Source organism: Parendozoicomonas sp. Alg238-R29, from assembly GCF_947331445.1.
GTDB lineage: Bacteria > Pseudomonadota > Gammaproteobacteria > Pseudomonadales > Endozoicomonadaceae > Sansalvadorimonas.
Genome location: NZ_CAMZOG010000060.1, coordinates 1 through 18,628 on the forward strand (window position 1 = coordinate 1; position 18,628 = coordinate 18,628).

At 48.4% G+C, this 18,628-nt stretch carries 17 protein-coding genes; 8 read left to right on the plus strand and 9 right to left on the minus strand.

Annotated elements, in window-relative coordinates; genetic code table 11:
- The first annotated feature begins 239 nt into the window (after nt 1–239).
- Nucleotides 240–1,025 (plus strand): hypothetical protein, encoded by a 786-nt coding sequence (locus QMA35_RS14580; RefSeq protein ID WP_281647887.1) that lies wholly within the window; start codon nt 240–242, stop codon nt 1,023–1,025.
- An 82-nt stretch (nt 1,026–1,107) separates the two neighbouring features.
- On the opposite strand, the gene QMA35_RS14585 is transcribed toward QMA35_RS14580, so the two are convergent.
- Nucleotides 1,108–1,398, minus strand: coding sequence for a DUF406 family protein (locus QMA35_RS14585; RefSeq protein ID WP_281647888.1), 291 nt, complete (start codon nt 1,396–1,398; stop codon nt 1,108–1,110).
- A 57-nt stretch (nt 1,399–1,455) separates the two neighbouring features.
- Nucleotides 1,456–1,995, minus strand: a complete 540-nt coding sequence (locus tag QMA35_RS14590; RefSeq protein ID WP_281647889.1) for a hypothetical protein — start codon at nt 1,993–1,995, stop codon at nt 1,456–1,458.
- Nucleotides 1,996–2,174: 179 nt separating this feature from the next.
- On the opposite strand from QMA35_RS14590, the gene ppc reads away from it, so the two are divergent.
- From ppc to QMA35_RS14620, 6 genes are all read left to right on the plus strand, one after another.
- A complete protein-coding gene (gene ppc / locus QMA35_RS14595; RefSeq protein ID WP_281647890.1) occupies nt 2,175–4,829 on the plus strand; it encodes a phosphoenolpyruvate carboxylase in 2,655 nt (884 codons plus the stop codon).
- Nucleotides 4,830–4,943: 114 nt separating this feature from the next.
- Entirely contained in the window at nt 4,944–5,594 is a 651-nt protein-coding gene (gene adk, locus QMA35_RS14600; RefSeq protein ID WP_281647891.1) for an adenylate kinase, read from the plus strand.
- A 96-nt stretch (nt 5,595–5,690) separates the two neighbouring features.
- Nucleotides 5,691–6,374, plus strand: coding sequence for a tRNA (adenosine(37)-N6)-threonylcarbamoyltransferase complex dimerization subunit type 1 TsaB (gene tsaB / locus QMA35_RS14605; RefSeq protein WP_281647892.1), 684 nt, complete (start codon nt 5,691–5,693; stop codon nt 6,372–6,374).
- On the plus strand, nt 6,374–7,180 hold the full coding sequence (locus QMA35_RS14610) for an undecaprenyl-diphosphate phosphatase (RefSeq protein ID WP_281647893.1): 807 nt from the start codon (nt 6,374–6,376) through the stop codon (nt 7,178–7,180). The genes tsaB and QMA35_RS14610 overlap by 1 nt, the downstream gene beginning before the upstream one ends.
- A gap of 12 nt (nt 7,181–7,192) precedes the next feature.
- Complete coding sequence (locus QMA35_RS14615; protein WP_281647894.1) at nt 7,193–7,993, plus strand: class I SAM-dependent methyltransferase; 801 nt, start codon at nt 7,193–7,195, stop codon at nt 7,991–7,993.
- A gap of 363 nt (nt 7,994–8,356) precedes the next feature.
- Nucleotides 8,357–8,875, plus strand: coding sequence for an NUDIX hydrolase (locus QMA35_RS14620; RefSeq protein WP_281647895.1), 519 nt, complete (start codon nt 8,357–8,359; stop codon nt 8,873–8,875).
- Between the two features lie 7 nt (nt 8,876–8,882).
- Here the strand turns inward: QMA35_RS14620 and QMA35_RS14625 are convergent, their stop codons facing one another.
- From QMA35_RS14625 to dapE, 7 genes are all read right to left on the minus strand, one after another.
- A complete protein-coding gene (locus QMA35_RS14625) occupies nt 8,883–9,773 on the minus strand; it encodes a radical SAM protein (RefSeq protein WP_281647896.1) in 891 nt (296 codons plus the stop codon).
- Nucleotides 9,774–9,912: 139 nt separating this feature from the next.
- Nucleotides 9,913–10,935, minus strand: a complete 1,023-nt coding sequence (locus tag QMA35_RS14630; RefSeq protein ID WP_281647897.1) for a beta-eliminating lyase-related protein — start codon at nt 10,933–10,935, stop codon at nt 9,913–9,915.
- Between the two features lie 150 nt (nt 10,936–11,085).
- Nucleotides 11,086–13,641: a glycerol-3-phosphate 1-O-acyltransferase PlsB gene (gene plsB, locus QMA35_RS14635; protein WP_281647898.1), complete on the minus strand. Its 2,556-nt coding sequence runs from the start codon at nt 13,639–13,641 to the stop codon at nt 11,086–11,088.
- A 174-nt stretch (nt 13,642–13,815) separates the two neighbouring features.
- A complete protein-coding gene (locus tag QMA35_RS14640) occupies nt 13,816–14,199 on the minus strand; it encodes a hypothetical protein (protein WP_281647899.1) in 384 nt (127 codons plus the stop codon).
- A gap of 8 nt (nt 14,200–14,207) precedes the next feature.
- Entirely contained in the window at nt 14,208–15,056 is an 849-nt protein-coding gene (locus tag QMA35_RS14645; protein WP_281647900.1) for a putative RNA methyltransferase, read from the minus strand.
- 62 nt (nt 15,057–15,118) lie between these two features.
- The gene (locus QMA35_RS14650; protein ID WP_281647901.1) at nt 15,119–16,438 is read right to left on the minus strand and encodes a hypothetical protein; all 1,320 of its coding nucleotides are present in this window, start codon (nt 16,436–16,438) and stop codon (nt 15,119–15,121) included.
- 537 nt (nt 16,439–16,975) lie between these two features.
- Entirely contained in the window at nt 16,976–18,130 is a 1,155-nt protein-coding gene (dapE, locus tag QMA35_RS14655; RefSeq protein WP_281647902.1) for a succinyl-diaminopimelate desuccinylase, read from the minus strand.
- Between the two features lie 149 nt (nt 18,131–18,279).
- Between dapE and QMA35_RS14660 the strand changes: the two genes are divergently transcribed.
- Nucleotides 18,280–18,591, plus strand: coding sequence for a hypothetical protein (locus QMA35_RS14660; protein ID WP_281647903.1), 312 nt, complete (start codon nt 18,280–18,282; stop codon nt 18,589–18,591).
- Nucleotides 18,592–18,628 lie beyond the last annotated feature (37 nt).

The window sequence follows — 18,628 nt, forward strand, 5'->3', positions numbered from 1 at the left end:
GGAAGCATCCCATTGGCTCAACCCACATTTATTGTGAACAGAGCCGGTTGCAAGAAAGCTTCAGCAGAGAATTGATAGGGATGGTGAGGAAATGGTTGTATCTGTGAATGTGGATACGGCCATACAGGTTATCTCTATTCACTGAGCTGTTAGTCGTGCTAACTATCTATGGTTTTGGTTGAATTTTCAAAACCACACACTCTCTATGTTTTGTGATTCAAAATAAGGGGGAATGCCTTATGTGGTTTGTAAATAAAAGCCGTGAGTGTATGCAGTATGCTTTTGGTAGCACTGGGAATGCCGAACATGGTTCGGGCAGCCGGACTTCTGTGGCTGGGAACAGCAGGAACGGACGTGTAGTTAAAACTTCGGCTGAAGGGGGTGAGGACACTGAAGAGTTTGATATGTACTATCAGATTATCGACCCCTACTCTTCAACGGAAAAAACCTTAAAGGAAGTCACACTTTGTGAGAGAGATGCTGGGAGTGTAACGTCGGCTCCAATTTTTACTGTTTTGGCTTCTGATCCACCTTCCAAAAATATCGATGAGGCTAGTCTTAAAGCTACTAATACCTCAAAGTCCAAAAACGAAAAAAGTTTGGAAGAATTAAAGCAGCTATGTGCTAAAGAATGTAAGACCCCACTTTTGTTGGTTTTAGAGACAAAGCTTAATGGTTTTGCGAAAGCTTGTACTGAACTGCTGTTGTCTGAAAATTTCAAAGGGCGCCATGACGAGATAAAAAAATACCAAAAGAATGTTATGACTGAAATGGTAAGGAGAAATCAGAGTAAAACATCAAGGGCGGGTTCTGGCCGGTCAGTAACGGCTGAGAAAGCGTTGGCGAAATATTCAAAGAAAACCAATTTTGAGGCGGATTCATCTCTGAGGGAGCCACAGGATGATCAAGGTCGGCTTGGTGGCCGTATGGCTCGCAAGAGAAAGGCATCAGGTAGGCGGCCGGATACTGAGAGCGTTGAGAATAAAACCCCGGCAAAGAAAAGTCTGGAATCAACAGGAGATTGATAGCGGATATTTACATAGCAGCAGAAACTCATCGTTAATGCTGCTATGTGGTTTTCATTCAATTCATCGGCGCCTTTGACAGTTACGCCATCAGTGGGCGTGCACGCATTTCAAATATTAATTTCTCGGCCGCACAGCTAAATACAAAGTCAATCTGAGACGTGTTGTTATCACTTTCCTGAACAGTGATATCGCAGGCGTCATCGTTTTCAACGCTTCTGGCCAGTTCAGTTAGGCGATTCAGCATCTCATCCTTGTGATCTCCCGACAGGGTGATTTGGGATACGCAGTCGGATTCCTGGATAACAGTTCCAATATCTATCACATTACAGGCCGTGCAGGTTACATCTTCGTTTTGGTCTGAGATGCTCATAGCTTTTATCCTGAGTATTTAATGAGCGAATTATAGAATACCGCCCAGAATACTGGACTAGGGGTTTTCCGGTTCAAAAGTGCTGCGTTCCAAATGATCGAAATTCTGCCCTTCAATGCGAATAAGGCGGCCGGGTTGGGCGCGAAGGAGAGAGTGAATAGCACCAGCTGGATAGTAGTGCACATCGCCGGGATTCAGCGGATATGTTCTCAGCTTCTGCACCTTTCCCAGGGGTTCTTTATTCACAGGCGCTGTTAACTCCCAATCAGTCATTTCTGTATGGCCGGCAGCCTGACCATAAATTGCCCAGCTTGGGCCGTGGTTGTGGGGTGGGGTTTCTTTTTGGACGCTGTTGATATGGGTGATATGGGTGATATGGGCGCAGATGCAGAAGCCGAATTGGTCATCTGCATAGATTATCTTTCTCCCTTCCCAGTCTGCCGCTCCAAAACAGGCTTTGAGGAACTGTGGGTTGAACAATTGTTGCCCGAGATACTTAACAATTCTTTTACAGGCGGTGTCCTGATCGTACTTTTCGATAGAAACCCGACAAGTGGCAGCGAAGTCCAGAAGATGTGCTGAGTGGGTATGAGCCATTGTTATAACACCTTGAGATGCCCTGAAATAACATAACGAAGATAGAACCTAAACTGTATGTTTTGGCACAAGATGCTGGTAGTACGCATATTCCGTAGTGGAGTTTACATATCAAAGATGTTTTTTTAATCAACATAAGATATTTTCTTTGGATTGCTGTTTAAAGGGGGGCTTTGGTTATGGTGCAGGATATAACTGGTCAGTCTGGGGATGAGCACGCGGTACTTCGGCAGAATGTGCACCTGATGGGCAAACTGCTGGGGAATTCGATCAAGGGGCAGTTGGGCGATGACTTCCTTGAGAAAATAGAACAGATTCGCCATCTTTCTAAAACCGCAAGGGCGGGTGATCAGGAGGCTCAGCAAGAGCTTCTCGACTTTTTGCACAGTCTTTCTGATCACGAACTTCTTCCCGTTACCCGAGCTTTTACCCAGTTTCTCAATCTCGCTAATATCGCCGAGCAGTATCACACCGTCTCTCGCCACCGGGAAAAATTTGGTAATACCCTTGATAGCCTGGATGAATTATTCACCCGACTACTGGAGCAAGGGGTTGATGCTGAAGCGATTCATCAGCATGTAGAAAACATGGAAGTTGAGTTGGTGCTCACGGCGCACCCCACAGAAGTAACCCGTCGTACGGTTATTCAGAAATTTAATGGTATTACCCGGTGCCTGGCACGACTTGATAGAGATGATCTGCTGCCCAGAGAACGCATTGAAACGGAGAACCGGTTACAGCAGTTAGTCAGCCAGATCTGGCATACGAGGGAGATTCGTGATCGTCGGCCAACACCTGAGGATGAATCCCGCTGGGGGTTTGCGACTGTTGAACATTCGCTATGGAAGGCAGTGCCCCGTTTCCTTCGTCAGTTAGATCAGCGCCTGTTGGATAAAACTGGTAAAGGTCTTCCCATCAACGCTATGCCGGTGCGTTTTTCTTCCTGGATGGGAGGCGATCGGGATGGTAACCCAAATGTCACTGCCAAAGTCACGGAGCGGGTTTTACTCAATGGTCGATGGATGGCCGCTGATCTGTTTATCCGGGAACTGAAGGAGCTTGCCCCTGAGCTCTCCATGCCGGAATGCAGCAAAGAGCTGGAGACTCTGACGGAAGGTGCAAGCGAGCCTTATCGTTATGTTTTGCGTGACTTGCGTAACCGGCTGAAGAAAACCAGAGCCTGGTGTGACGGTCAGTTAAAAGGTGAGCAGAGTGATGACTCTGATGTTTTGCATCGTGATGACGAACTGATTATTCCCCTGCAGATTTGTTACGAATCCCTGTGCTCCTGTGGTATGGAGTTGATTGCCAACGGTGCTCTCCGAGATCTTCTCTGGCGTGCTCGCTGTTTTGGCCTGGGATTAGTCCGGCTGGATATTCGCCAGGAAGCCGATCGTCATACTCAGGTACTTTCAGAGCTGACCCAGTATCTTGATCTTCCGGATTATGGCCGAGCGACTGAAAAGCAGCGGCAAGCCTTTCTGCTGAAAGAGCTGGATAACCCTCGTCCGTTAATTTCTCCTCGCTGGCAACCTTCTGACGAATCTCAGGAAGTGCTGGATACCTGTCGGGTGGTAGCTGCACAGGAACCGGAACGTTTGGGGCCTTATATTATTTCCATGGCGAGTACACCGTCTGATGTGCTGGCGGTCATCCTTCTTCTGCGGGAAAGTGGCTGCCCCTTTGATATGCCAGTGGCACCACTGTTTGAAACTCTGGCTGACCTTGATCAGGCCAGTGACAGTATTGAACAGCTGCTGAGTGTTCCCTGGTATCGCAACTATTCTGCTGATCGGCAGATGGTGATGGTCGGTTATTCTGACTCTGCCAAAGATGCCGGGCAAATGTCGGCAGCGTGGGCACAGTACCGTGCCATGGAAGGATTAACAGAGCTGTGTAAACAGAAAGGTGTGAGCCTGACTTTGTTCCATGGTCGTGGCGGCACTGTTGGCCGTGGTGGTGGCCCTGCCCATCAGGCTATTCTTTCCCAGCCCCCTGGGTCTGTTAATGGTCATTTGCGAGTGACTGAACAAGGGGAAATGATCCGCTTCAAATTTGGTTTTCCACGAGTGGCAGTGGAAAGCCTTTCTCTCTATATGAGCGCAACTCTTGAAGCCACTCTGCTCCCTCCTCCTGCCCCTAAAGCCGAGTGGCGTGAGGTGATGGATCAACTGTCTGCCGACTCCCTCAAGGTTTACCGGGGTATGGTGCGGGAAGAACCAGAATTTGTGCCTTATTTCCGTTCTGCGACACCAGAGCTGGAGTTGGGTCTTCTACCTCTTGGAAGTCGCCCAACAAAACGTAAACCCAATGGTGGTGTGGAAAGTTTGCGGGCGATTCCCTGGATATTCGCCTGGAGTCAGAACCGTTTAATGCTTCCTGCCTGGTTGGGAAGTGGTGTGGCATTAAATCAAGCGGTTGATCGTGGACAGGAGCCCATGTTGCAGGAGATGGTGGCAAACTGGCCCTTCTTCCGTGCACGTCTGGCCTTACTGGAAATGGTTTACCTGAAAACTGATGCCGATATTGCTCGGTACTATGATGAGCGACTGGTGCCCGATGAATTGAAACATTTGGGTGAGAAGCTCCGAAGGCTATTGAGTGAAGCAATAGAAGTTATGGTTGAACTGAAAGGTGGAGCTCTTTTGGGAGATCAACCCTGGGTTCGGCAGGCTATCGAGTTGCGCAACCCTTATTCTGATCCATTGCACTATCTGCAGGCTGAGCTGCTGCACAGGGTACGATCGGTTCCTGAAGCAGCTGGCAAGGACAGGGATCAGGCCTTGATGATTACTATTACTGGTATTGCGGCTGGTATGCGGAATACCGGTTAGATCAGGCCACTGACTTGAGTTGACGGGGCGGGGTGTGTATTGTTGCGCGTTTCGCCCCTATCAGAACGTTTCTCTGTTCAGGCGGCAAGGATTATTATTCCAGGAGCATAATACATGCGTGTCATTCTGCTGGGCGCTCCGGGCGCAGGCAAGGGAACTCAGGCAAAGTTTATTACTGAGCAGTACGGCATCCCCCAAATTTCTACTGGAGACATGCTGCGCGCAGCTATCAAAAATGAAACCCCGCTGGGTTTGAAAGTGAAAGCTGTTATGGATGCTGGCCAGCTGGTATCTGATGACATTATTATCGATCTTGTGAAAGAGCGTATTGCCCAGGACGACTGTGCCAAAGGTTTCCTGTTTGATGGTTTCCCACGCACTATTCCCCAGGCTGAAGCACTGGTTGAAGCCGGTGTGGATATTGATCATGTTCTGGAAATTGCGGTTGAAGATGGAGAGATCATCAAGCGCATGAGCGGCCGTCGTGCCCATCTGGCCAGCGGTCGCACTTACCACGTGATCTACAACCCACCCAAGGTTGAAGGTATCGACGACGAGACCGGCGAGCCTCTGGTTCAGCGTGACGACGACAAAGAAGAAACTGTTCGTGAGCGTCTCTCTGTTTACCACAAACAGACCAAACCATTGGTTGGTTTTTACACCGATCTGGCTGAGAAAGAAGGCAAGGTGAAGTATCACGCAGTGGCCGGTGTTGGCTCTGTAGAAGATATTACCAAGGCCGTGCTGGCCGCTCTGAGCGAGTAAGCACAATTTAGCCTTTTGCAAAAACCGCCCAGGGGTTAGCCTTGGGCGGTTTTTGCGTTTTATTAGTTGCTAACGCCCTATAATTTTGTGAATGCCATGGCTCTGATACTTGCCCTTGATACTGCCACTGAAGCCTGCTCTGTAGCCATTAACGATAATGGCGAAGTGCAGGAAATCTATGAAGTGATTCCCCGTCAGCACAGTCAGCGTCTGTTGCCGATGATTGATGAACTGTTAACCAAATGCGGCAAGTGCCGCAGTCAGATTGATGCCATTGCTTTTGGCCGGGGGCCGGGTGCTTTTACTGGTGTGCGTATTGCAACTGGTGTTGCACAGGGGCTGGCCTGGGCTCTTGGTCGCCCGGTTGTTCCGGTGTCCACTTTAGCAGCGTTAGCCCAGCAGGCTTATCGGGAATATCAGGTAGATAAGGTTCTTACCGCGATTGATGCCCGTATGGATGAAGTGTATCTGGGCGCTTTTTTGGTGAAGAATGGTCTGGTAGAACCTGTACTGGATGAATGTGTGTGTGCCCCGGAACTGGCTGTTAATAAATTACCGAAAGGTTGGCAAGGCGAAGCGACAGGTATTGGCTCAGGTTGGATTTACCGCGACCGGTTGGCCATTCCTGTAAAACAGGATATTCAGGAAGCCTACCCACATGCCGCGGATATTGCCGTTCTGGCGGCTCCGATTCTAGCAGCTGGGGAAGCGGTTTCTGCAGAACAGGCTTTGCCGGTTTATTTGCGTGACAATGTGGCACTGAAAAAGAGCGAACGTTAATGGATTCACTACAACTCTTTATTCTGGCGATTATTCAGGGAATTACAGAATTTCTGCCTATTTCCAGTTCCGCACATCTGGTTTTGCCTTCCCAGATTCTGGGGTGGCCTGACCAAGGGCTGACTTTTGATGTGGCTCTGCACCTTGGCACGCTTACGGCAGTGTTGATCTATTTTCGGAATGATCTGCGGGCGATTATTCAGGATTGGTGTCTGAATACTGTAGGTAAGGGGCCAAAAACTGTTCATAGCCGCCAGGGTTGGTTTTTGATCTGGGCCACTATTCCAGCTGTTGTTTTTGGTGGGTTGGTCAGTGTGACCGGTGCCGATGAAACTATGCGTTCTACTGCTGTTATTGCCGCAACCACTTTGATTTTTGGTACGCTGCTGGGAGTGGCAGATCGAAGAAAAAATCTGGTTCAACCATTGGAAAAGCTGACCCTTAAGCAGGCTATGATTATGGGCTTTGCTCAAGCGCTGGCGATTATTCCCGGTACCTCCCGTTCTGGTATTACCATGACTGCAGGTTTAATGATGGGTTTAACCCGTGACGCAGCCGCTCGCTTTTCGTTCCTGATGTCTATCCCCATTATCGTGGCCGCTGGCGCACTGATGATTCTGAAACTACTCAAGTCTGGTGAATCGATTCATTGGGGAGAGTTGACTATGGGGTTTGTTGCATCAGGTGTCAGTGCCTATCTTTGTGTTCACTACTTTCTAGCCTTTATCAATCGCATTGGCATGATGCCTTTTGTGATCTACCGCTTGATTCTGGGCTTTGTGCTTCTTGGCATCGTACTTTTCTAGGTAGCACTGGTTGTGAGCGAAGCAATATTTGATATTTCCATTCTGGCAACACCAGAGTGTGATACTGACCAGTTGGTCGCATTAAAAGAGTTAACTGGCCTTGGCGTGGTTGAGGCAGAATCTCCCAAAGCCATTCGTCATCAACAGCTGGTGCTTTGGTACAGTCCAAAGGGGCTGGCACTGCAGCAAACCGGAAAAGGCGCTCCTGGCCCGGTTATTGTTGATTTTGTGGGAGGTGCTGTTGGCCATCGTCGTAAGTATCGTGGTGGGAAGAGCCAATCCATTGTTAAGGCTGTTGGTGTTGCTGACGCTAGCCGACAGTTGTATGTTCTGGATGCTACGGCGGGTCTTGGGCGTGATGCTTATGTTCTGGCAACTATGGGTTGTCATGTCACTATGATTGAGCGTTCACCGGTTGTGCGAGCGCTTTTGGCCGATGGTTTGGCCCGTGGTCTCGATGATGCAGAAGTCGGTGCAATTGTTGGCCGTATGTCTCTGGTTTCTGGTCATGCGCCAGAAATGATGAGCGCCTTTATCGCCCAGAAAAAACAGTTTGATGTCGTTTATCTTGATCCGATGTTTCCCCATCGAGACAAATCGGCAGCAGTCAAAAAAGAGATGGTGCTGTTTCAGAGTCTGCTGGGGCCGGATATGGATGCTGATGATCTTTTAAACCCGGCATTGAAATTGGCACAACACCGTGTGGTGGTGAAACGGCCCAAGAAAGCGCCAGACCTTGATAACCAAGAACCGGGATATCGCCTCGAAGGTAAATCCGGCAGGTTTGATATTTACCCTTTGAAGCGTTTTTGAACGACGGCCTTTCTTTGTTTTTGTCCTGAACCTGTGAAGGTTTGGGTGATCTGAAGCTGTAAAAATGGACAATGCCAATCAGGCACTGGAAAGCGGTCTTCAACAGACTTATGATCCTGCTTGGCCGATTACATGGAATAAGGCAGAAACACAGTTAGATTTAGACTCTCTTGGTCATTGCTGTTTCCTCTCACATTTCATTTTTCTGAGAATTGTATTCGCATTCTGTAGATTGCAAATTTTCAGGAGTAGTAGCTAAGAAACTTGTTTATTGGGAATGTTTTCTTATAAACAAAATATTCCCATATTGGAGTGGCTATATTGAAACTGTATGATTGCGCACTTTTCTGAATTGTCCTGCTAATGAATCTTCTTCGCACAACTTATCATCCTGATGTGAATAGCACGAACCCATCCCGCCTTCATCGCATTGCTGCCCGTGGGATTATTCTTAACGGTTCAAACATTCTGCTGATGTATACCGAACGCTATCACGACTACAGCCTACCCGGAGGTGGTGTTGATGATGGTGAACATATTATTGAGGGTCTGATTCGAGAAATTGAAGAAGAAACCGGTGCCCGTAATATTCAGGTTCTGGATCCTTATGGCACTTATGAGGAGTATCGTCCCTGGTACAAGCCTGAGCATGATGTGCTTCATATGGTATCCCACTGTTATCTCTGCAGTGCTGATGAAGAGCTGGGGGAAACCAGTCACGAGGACTATGAACAGGCCAATGGCATGGTGCCTGTTTGGATCAGTATTCATGACGCTATCAGCCACAACCGGGAGGTTATGGCTAACAGCGATAAGAAAGGATTATCGATCGAAAGGGAAACCTGGCTGCTTGAGAAAATAGCCAGTGACTTTTGTTCTTGATGAAAGACTAAAGCCCTCTTTCCCATTCGTTGCGTAAGGGAATAGTTCCGGGTTTGTTGATGGCCGCTTTAACCGTGTTGAGAAGTTTCTGTTTATCTTTGCCAAGAGTGCCTTTCAGAACCAGATAGTTTGAGGCATGGTCGCTGCGGAAAATCGTTTTCTCCAATTCTAACGTTTCCAGCATGATTTTCATCTCCCGAAACAACTCTGTTTGTTGGAGGGGCTGGAAGTCGCCTTTGAAGTTTTCCTGAAAACGTTGATCTCCCAATGGGAACGAGACAACCAGCGTGGAAAGATAATCTGGTTGGCCATCATTCATAAGTTTGGCGGAGTTTATGGCGTGCTGCTCAAGGTATTTGCTGCCGCCAAGACCGTTAAGAATCATCACCGAGCTTTTCATTCCGGCAGCGCGGATTTTGTTCAGTGCTGCCAGTGAACTCTGGTAAGTTTCTCCCTTTTCTACCAACTCAAGTACTTTGTCGTCGCCAGATTCACAGCCCACATACATCAGTCTAAGCCCTAACTCTTGCAGTTCACGCAGCTCTTCAACGGTTTTGTTATTAAGATTTCTGGGCAAACAATAAGAAGAAACGCGCTGAACACCTGGCAGGTATTTGTGAATGGCTTCCAAAATGGCTTTTAACCGACGAAATGACAGGGTCATGGCATCGCCATCGGCGAGAAAAACGCGTTTTACCGGCATGGTGCTTTGAGCGACAGTTTGAAGTTCCTGCTCAAGGTCAATCTGGGATTTTGGGCGGAACTTTTTTTGCGATTGGGTATACATATCGCAGAAAGTACATTTGTTCCAAGAGCAGCCATTGGTGACTTGAAGGATCAGCGACTTCCATTCACTGGGTGGACGAAATACAGGCTCTACATAGTTGAGGTTATACATGGCGATAGCGGCTTTGACTTGGATTTATATGGATCGCATTGAGTAACAGCATCAGAAAAGCGTCACTGTTTACAATGACGCATTATAGGGAAGCAGGGGCGTGCGTTGTAGGAAACTGTTACCTTGGTTTGTATGTCACTTAATCAAGTAACTGATCCACAAGGATCAGGAATCCATCTACATCTTGTTCCGTAGTGTCATGGGAGGTAATCAGGCGAACCAGATTTTTCTGTTCATCACACACGTAGAAAGGATAAGCTTTCTGCAGTGGCGCAATAATGTGTTGTGGCAGAGTCACAAACATCTGGTTGCTCTCCACTGGGAAGGCTGCCTCTACCTGGTCCCTGTTTTCCAGCCCTTGCCAGAGTCTTTGGGTCATCCGGTTGGCATGGGCGGCAGCAACCATTCCCAGATCATCGGTAAACAAAGCTTGAAACTGTGCGGACACAAAACGCATTTTTGAAGCCAGTTGAAGGCCCAGTTTCTGCTGGCGGCCAAAATGTTCTCCTAACTGGTGATTGATAAACACCATAGCTTCACCAAACATCAACCCGGCTTTCGAGCCCCCCAGACAAAGAATGTCTGCATACTGAGCCAGTTCTGCCAGAGAGCAGTTCAAGGTTGCAGCAGCGTTATACAGGCGGCAGCCGTCCATATGAATCAGAAGACCCAGCTCATTACAGATGCTGCGAATAGCGGCCAACTCATCCAGAGTGTAAACAGTGCCGAATTCTGTGGGCTGACTGATGCTGAGTACTTTGGGTTCTGTGGAATGAATCCCCCAGAAAGCTTCTTTGTTATAAAGCTCTCTCATTGTTTCTGGTGCTATTTTGCCGTTCTCACAAGGGGCGGTCAGAAGTTTTGTACCACAGATGTGTGCAGGGGCTCCGGTTTCATGGGTGACGATATGTGCTGTATCCGGAGCGATAACGCTCTGAAAATCTTTTAGCATCACTTTAAGAGCCAGAGTGTTGGCCGCTGTTCCGGTACCGACAAAGTAAACCGGTGCTGTTGTGTTCAAGGCTTCCTGTACCAGTGAAACGGCACTCTTGGTAATTGGGTCATTGCCGTAGGCAGGAACATGCCCAACATTAGCCTCTGACAGAGCTGAAAGGACGGCGGGAAGAGCGGTGGCGTAATTGTCGCTGGCAAACGAAATCATAAATTAGATGTAGTTCTGTCCGGGGGATTTGATAGCAGATTCTGCCATCCTGTTTGTTTAATGAGCTGTCTCAGATCATCGCGTGATACATGGAAATACAAAGCCCGGGTATAAACCGGGCTTTGTGTTCGAACTCAAGGTTTAGAACAATCAGGGGGCTTCTGTTTCTTTTTCCTTCTCGATTTCTGCCTTCTCGACTTCTACCTTCTGGATCGTCACTTCAGGTTCATCAGCTTCCGGGCCGCTGCTCCAGGTTACCTGACGGATACTGTGGCGAATTTCGCTGGGTAGTAAGCGGCGGGAGTCTTCGGCCATAACGGCGATCCGATCATCAAAGATCAGGTGGCCATTCTCATTTTCTTCCAACAATGCAGCGGCTTTCAGTTCACCAATAAAGTAGCGGAACAGGGTTTTGTCAAAGAACTCTGGCGCATTCAATCCGTGTAGCATAGACAGGCGCTGTGACATCTCCTGGCTTTGTTTCTCAAGTTCTTGAGAGTTCACATTGCCTGAGCCATTGCGTAAGAGCAGGCTGATCACTACAAAGTAACGTTCCAGAGGCTGTTGAATAGCCCGAGACAGAATAGTCAGGGTAATAAATTCAGAGCTGCTGGAATCCGGGCGAATAAAGGTTTCTCCCTCACGGTTCAGTAAGCCAGCTTCAACCAGTGCTTCCAGCCACTGATCAACGACTTCTGTCAGCTGTTTACTTTCCCAGCGGAGGAACAGTTCTGCCTTAAGGTATGGGTAGAAGTTCTGGCATTTTGCCAGAATCTCACTCCGCTCCAGCTGGTAAGTATTGGAGAACAGGCGGCAGATCAGAGACGGAATCGCAACAAGGTGGAGAATATTATTGCGATAGTAAGTCATCAGAACAGTGTTGCGCTCATCCAGACAGATAATGTCGCCAAGGCTGTCGGAGCGGCGCTCGATCATATTCAGCGCTTCTACCTGCTTGATCATGGCCTGACCGTCCAGATCTGGACGGGTGATGTAATCGCTGTAAGGCACCCGTGCCATCAGGATGTTCAGGGCATTCAGCAGCAGCACAAGTTCTTCTTCACCCAGAGCCATGCGGGGCGTGTTGAGCAGTGCAGTACCTACCATGTTCACAGCATTAATCGCTGCAGCATTGTTGATGCTACTGGCAACGGCTGTGCCCAGAGTATTGGTCGCATCTCGCAGCCATGCTGGGCGGTATTCTTCGTCATACTCCTGCTTCTGCCAGTCCGGCTGAACCTGATCCAGAAACTCACCCAGTTTAATGGGTTCACCAAAGTTTACGAAAGCGTTACCAAAGTTTTCTTTGAGTGCCGCTACGGTACGGAAAATATCCAGTGGAGATTCTTTCTTCTTCTGGGCACCACGGAGTTCACCCATATAGGTGCTGGCTTCAAGCACCTTTTCATAACCCACGTAAACCGGTACCAGTGCAATAGGTTTGCTGTGGCTGCGCAGATAGCTGCGCAACATAATAGCCAGCATGCCGGTTTTGGGTCTCAGGGTGCGACCAGTACGGGAGCGCCCGCCCTCAACAAAGAATTCTGTTGGGAAACCACGAGTGAACAGAGTATGCAGATACTCATGGAACACAGAGGAGTACAGTTGGTTACCCTTGAAGCTGCGGCGGATAAAGAAAGCACCGCTGCTACGGAGAATCGAACCGACTATGGGCATGTTCAGGTTAATGCCCGCTGCAATGTGGGGAACCTGGAGGCCGCGATGATAAAGCACATAGGACAACAACAGGTAGTCTATGTGGCTGCGGTGACAAGGCAGGTAAACAATCTCATGGTTTTTGGCCAGTTCACGAATGGGCTCAATATGGTTAACCTCTACGCCGCTGTAGATTTTATTCCAGAACCAAGTGAGCAATATATCCATAAAACGCACGACCGGGTGCGAATAATCGGAAACAATCTCATTGGCGTATTTGCGGGCTCGCAAATACGCCTTTTCCTGAGAAATCCCATGCTCCTCCACTTCTTTTTCAATGGAACGGCGGATCACATCGGAATCAACCAGGCCATCAACCAGAGTTCTGCGGTGAGACAAATCAGGACCATTGACGGTCGTATGCAGTTGGCGGAAATGAACGCGTAGAATTCGGTTGATCTTGCGCAGGGTGCGCTCTTCATCCTGACCTTCTTCCACTATTTCACGAAGAGACATAGGGGCATTGAAGTGCACCAGGGTCTGGCGACCGTGGAACAGTACTGCCAGGAATTTCTTGAAACGACTGCCAACGTTGTAGTTCCAGGCAAATAACAGCTTGAATGCAGACTGTTCTTTATCTGGTTGACGCCCCCAGAAAACACTGACTGGTACTATCTGCACATCAGAACCATCGTTTTTACTGACAGCCTGTGCAAGGCGCATCAGACGTGGAGCGTTATACATCTTCTCCCGGCGGAGAATCACGCCTTCTGGCTTAGTCAGAAAAAAGTAAGCATGAGGTTCATCAATGTCCTGACCAGTCAGAGGCGCATAAGGGCGAGGCAGGCCTGCTTTTACACACTCTCTGTCGAGCACCAGAAGATCGGAAAGGGAGCGGTTATGCAGAACGTAGATAATCGACTTTTTGCCGTCTATCTCGTTGTCCGGCAACTGAGGAAGAGTGCCCTGCACAGATGTTTTCACCCAGAGAAACATCAGGCGACGTAATAAGTTAAAAAGGTATCGACTGATACTGACAGTTGTGTCCATGCTTATCTTTCAGCTTTACAGTATTGCTTTATATTGGGGGGCATTCTATCACTCCTCCAGCACAGAATGTTGATTCCGTGTCAGGAGCTGTTGATGTTTTATACCTGAGCTCAACATTATCGAGGGCTTTGGTTATACCCAAAGGGGCACTATTCAATCAGGATGGCCAGTCAATCAGGATGGCCAGTCAACCAGGTTTTCTGTGCCATCACTGCTGATTTCCAGCCACTCATCCATGTTTCCGGCATTCTCCTGCCAAAAAGAAGCATTGCAGCGAATGCGTGCATTGAGTTTGGTGTGGGCTTCCCGACCACATTCTGCGTCACAGGACCAGGGAGTATTGATTGAATCAAACCAAACGCTGGTCCATGCCTTACCCGAGGCATTCTCCACGATATTAACTGGAATCACCTGCTTCTCGTGTACCACTTCCAAACTATGACTGCGGCCATGGGAGACTGGTTCCGAGCAGCTGTCAAAATGATCGTCGAGCCACTGCAGAATGGATTCAACAGATTGTTTCATCAGGTAAATTTCAATGTCCGTCTGAATGTCCATAGTCAGCCTCACAGCCCGCTGGATTGATAGGTGATGGTATACAGGCGCATGTCGAGCTGACAGTTCAGCTTTTCCAATTGTTCCAGTTTTTCACGCTGGGCGGGTTTAATGTGCCAGAAGTGTGGAGTCATCGCCAGAAGGTCCATGATGGTTTGCTTTCCCTTGACATACAGCTCATCTGAAACTGTATCTTTTTTCGTCAGTTCAAAGCTTTCAGGCAGCTTTTCCAGAAGTTTGTCTTCTGGGTACGAGCGAACATCTTCGTAAATTGCTTGGCGCAATTCCAGAAGGTGGTCTGGCCCGGGGCCGAGAATAAGGATTTGTCCACCGGGCTTCAGCAAGCGGGCAAACTCTTGCCAATCCACGCGGGAAAAAACACTGACAATCAAGTCGGTGCTGTTATCCAGCAGTGGGATATCTGCCACGCTGGCCACCAGCCATTGGGTTTTTGTGCTGTTTGTGGAACGATGGCAGCACCGTTGTACAGCCACCTTGGAAATATCAAAACCAACAATCGACGCATTTGGCAAAACATTGGCCAAGCGTGCAGTGTAGTAACCTTCACCACAACCAGCGTCGACGACTACAGGGTTGGTTTTACCTGCAGTAGAATTCTTAACTGCCTGTTCCAGGACTGAGGCTGGTGCCTGGTAGAGGTTGGTATCCAGAAACCGGGTGCGTGCCTGCACCATGTCGGCACTGTCACCAGGGTTGGCACTACGCTTTTTATGGGAAGGCAGAAGATTCAGGTATCCCTGTCGCGCACGATCAAAACTGTGCCCGCTGGTGCATGATGCACCGCTATCTGTAGAGATCAGTTGTTGCCGGCATACCGGACAGCGAAGGGAGGATGGCATTATGTCTTTTACAGCTGGCTACAAAGATGCGTAGTGTACAGCTCCGTGGTTTTTGCTCAAGTTTATGGGAACATTATCATCTGATTTGCGGCTGATGTTACGGTACTTTTAAGCGTACCCTGTAACTGTTGAGTGAGAGTTGACTGTTCAACCGCTTGAAGAGCAAAAATATAGCCGCAGGCTGACTTGCTTTCGAAGTACTCTTTCAGTGTTGAGCAGCCGAGATCTTCAAGGGTGTTGACACTGCTGTCATCACAAATCACATACTTACCATTATTCGATCTGACAGTGACATAGTGACCGCCAGCAAAGAGGGTATGAACGACCACACTTCGGGTGCGGTATTTCTGTTGAACCGGGGTATTATCAGTGATTTCAACGCTCTTTTTGTCTGTAGGCAGGCTGGCACGGTAGCAGGGGATGACTACCTCATCCTCAAGATGTTCCAGAAGGCTTTTCCCCTCTGCGTCCAACCTTTCGGATCTATTCTCTACTGGGTTGTAGTCATACAATTTTGGCATAACAACTATTGATCTTGGGGGCTTTTCTCCGGCAAATGCCAGTACCAGTTCTTTGTGGTCTTCAGTGCCCTGCAGAAGTTTATTGGTCTCTTCTGTGCTATCGGGGGCTTTGTCTGGGGTATCGATCAGGTTGGCTGTGACCAGATACTGAGGCTCCCACTCGCAGCGTGAATCACTATCCATAGGCTCTTTAGCCAGAAACAGATCGGTACAGTCTTGAAGAGTGACGTTCTCTTTGTCTGGTATTTCCATACATAAAAGGGCAGAGCGGTCGTTGGAGGCCTTGCCGTAGCGCTGTGCCAGAACAGTTCCTTCCCTTTGGAGACTGAACTTACTCAGAACAATTAACGAACTGCTGTCCTCTGAGTTAAGATCTAGCACGTCATTAATAACGTTCAGAAACTCCTGAGCATCCTGTTGTGAAAAACAGCCATGATCGTTTCCAATAACATCCAGGGCAGAGGTTCGTCCTGTAGCTTTGGCAAACTCTTTATAGCTCTTTATGAATGTCTCCATGTGATTGTTAACTGTGGTGAAATTCCAGTCTTCAGCTGTTAATGCATCACATAAGCTTCTTATATCAGACCTGAGAGTATAAAAAGGGGTGCTTATTTCCAATTGGGACTTACTCGGAGGGCAGTTGTTTTTCAGTTCCTGAAGCAGGGCATCGGGAATGGAGCATGTGTAGGCTCTCTCGGAGATGCCATGGTGTTTAATGAAGTCTGCAACCATTTGCATAGCTGCATTCATAAAACAGCTATTACCCTGGTTCATTAGACCGGGGCCAGCACTAGAAACATCTGATCCATCAAACAGAATTGAGAACGAAGTTTCAGCGAAATCTATTGCTGTGCCAGCCATAGAGCTAACCTTTCCTCTGGGGTCAAACCACGAAAAAGGGGGTTCAAGCTGCGTTACTCGGGGCATTGAAGGCTCTTGACAATCAAAGCATTGTTCACAATCCAAGGTGTCATCATCAGAATCTCCTTCGTGATCTGCTGCTACAAAGTACGCTGTTGGGGGAACTGTAGTAGAAGTAGTAGAAGGAGCTGCCGTTGGGGGCCGGCTGAAATTAATGTGAGATTCTGCGTAGAGCTTGTGCGCTTTTGCGGGAGGCGGCGTATAAGGCTCCGCGCTGATACTACGCACCCTTCCCAAGATTGGGTGTGTGACAGGTGCAGGCACTTCCCAGGAAAGCCTGTCGCTTTTACTACTGTTCGTGGAAGAACGTTTTTGTCCTGCCTGAGGAGGGGGAGACGATGGTAGTGAATCTGGAACTTGTTGCATAACCTTCATGACCTCCGAATCAACGCTCATGGTGTGAGGTTGATTTAGAGGCTTGTGTGAGAATTGCGTTCCCAAGTCGTTAGTCGATCAAACAGTCTGGTACAGAGTGGTTTATCGATTCACCAACAGATTTTGAAGAATTTGCTCGTAAATATCCGAAAGGATATTCAGGTCTTCAGCTTTTACCCGTTCATTAATTTTATGGATGGTGTCATTACAGGGGCCAAGTTCCAGAACCTGAGCTCCTGTCGGGGCAATAAAGCGACCATCCGATGTGCCTCCTGCGGTAGACAGTTCAGTGTCGTATCCACAAACAGATTTGATAGCCGCCACAGTTGCGCTGACCAGCTCACCCTTTGCTGTAAGGAAAGGTTGGCCGCTCAGGTTCCAGTTAATGTCGTATTTCAGGTTGTAGCGATCCAGTAGAGCTTCAAACTGGGTTCGTAGACCTGAATCGGTTTGTTCAGTGGAAAAGCGGAAGTTGCAGACAATGCTTACATCCCCCGGAATTACATTTGTGGCGCCAGTCCCGGCCTGAATGTTGGATATCTGGAAACTGGTGGGTGGAAAGAATTCGTTACCTTTATCCCACTCGGTTGTTGCCAGCTCAGCAATAGCTGGTGCAGATGTGTGTACCGGGTTTTCTGCCAGATGAGGGTAGGCTACATGCCCCTGAATACCTTTGATAGACAGTTGTGCTCCCAGCGAACCCCGTCGGCCATTCTTGATCACATCGCCAACTTTCTCTGTGCTGGAAGGTTCTCCCACCAGACACCAGTCAATTTTTTCACTGCGGTTTTCCAAGGCTTCGATAACTTTCACTGTGCCGCAGGTTGCCGGACCTTCTTCATCACTGGTAATCAACAGTGCGATAGAGCCTTGGTGATCTGGATACTCTTTCACAAAATGCTCTATGGCAATGATGATAGAGGCAATACTGCCTTTCATATCAGCAGCCCCCCGGCCACAAAGGTAACCTTCGTGAATACGTGGTTCAAAAGGGGGGAACTGCCACTGCTCTTCTGGGCCAGAGGGAACGACATCCGTATGACCTGCGAACACAAATAACGGGCCACTATCGCCTTTTCTCAACCACAGATTATCAACGGTGCCGTGATGGTCACTGTACTGCATAGATTCCGCTTTAAAGCCAAGGGGAGCGAGGCGATCAATCAGCAGTTGTTGGCATCCAGCATCTTCAGGAGTGACAGAGGGGCGGGAAATCAGTTCACAGGCCAGCTGCAAAGTGGGTGACAGGTCAGACATCGAGACATTCTTCTGGTTTGTTTGGCACAAATAATAACAGATTAGAGTGCGCAAGTTTGCTTATGAAGTGTTTTCTATTCCATACTGAGGGAATGGCTGTCGTTGTACTTTTGTTTAAATAACAATCAATGCGAAGGGATTTACCAAGAATGAACAGCTCTCAGTTACTGTTGGTGCACTTTCCTGAGGAGTTTTCCGCACTGCCTTGCATACACGCTCGCGTTTACGTTGGGGTAATGGAAAAGGAAGAGGAAGGCATGTACCAGATTGGCTGGGCCATGTATTTCTATGAAGACGAAGAACATACACAGGCCAGCGAACAGGAACCTCAGTATGTTGTGAAGGATCTTTCACTGGCACCAGATGACTTAAATGCCACTCTGGATGCGTTTCAGGAGTTGCCTTCTATTTATGGTGATGATGACCAGTCCTGTAATTACAAGCTGATTATTACTCACTGATTTTAAACCGGTTCATATTGCAGGGCGCTGTTATTCA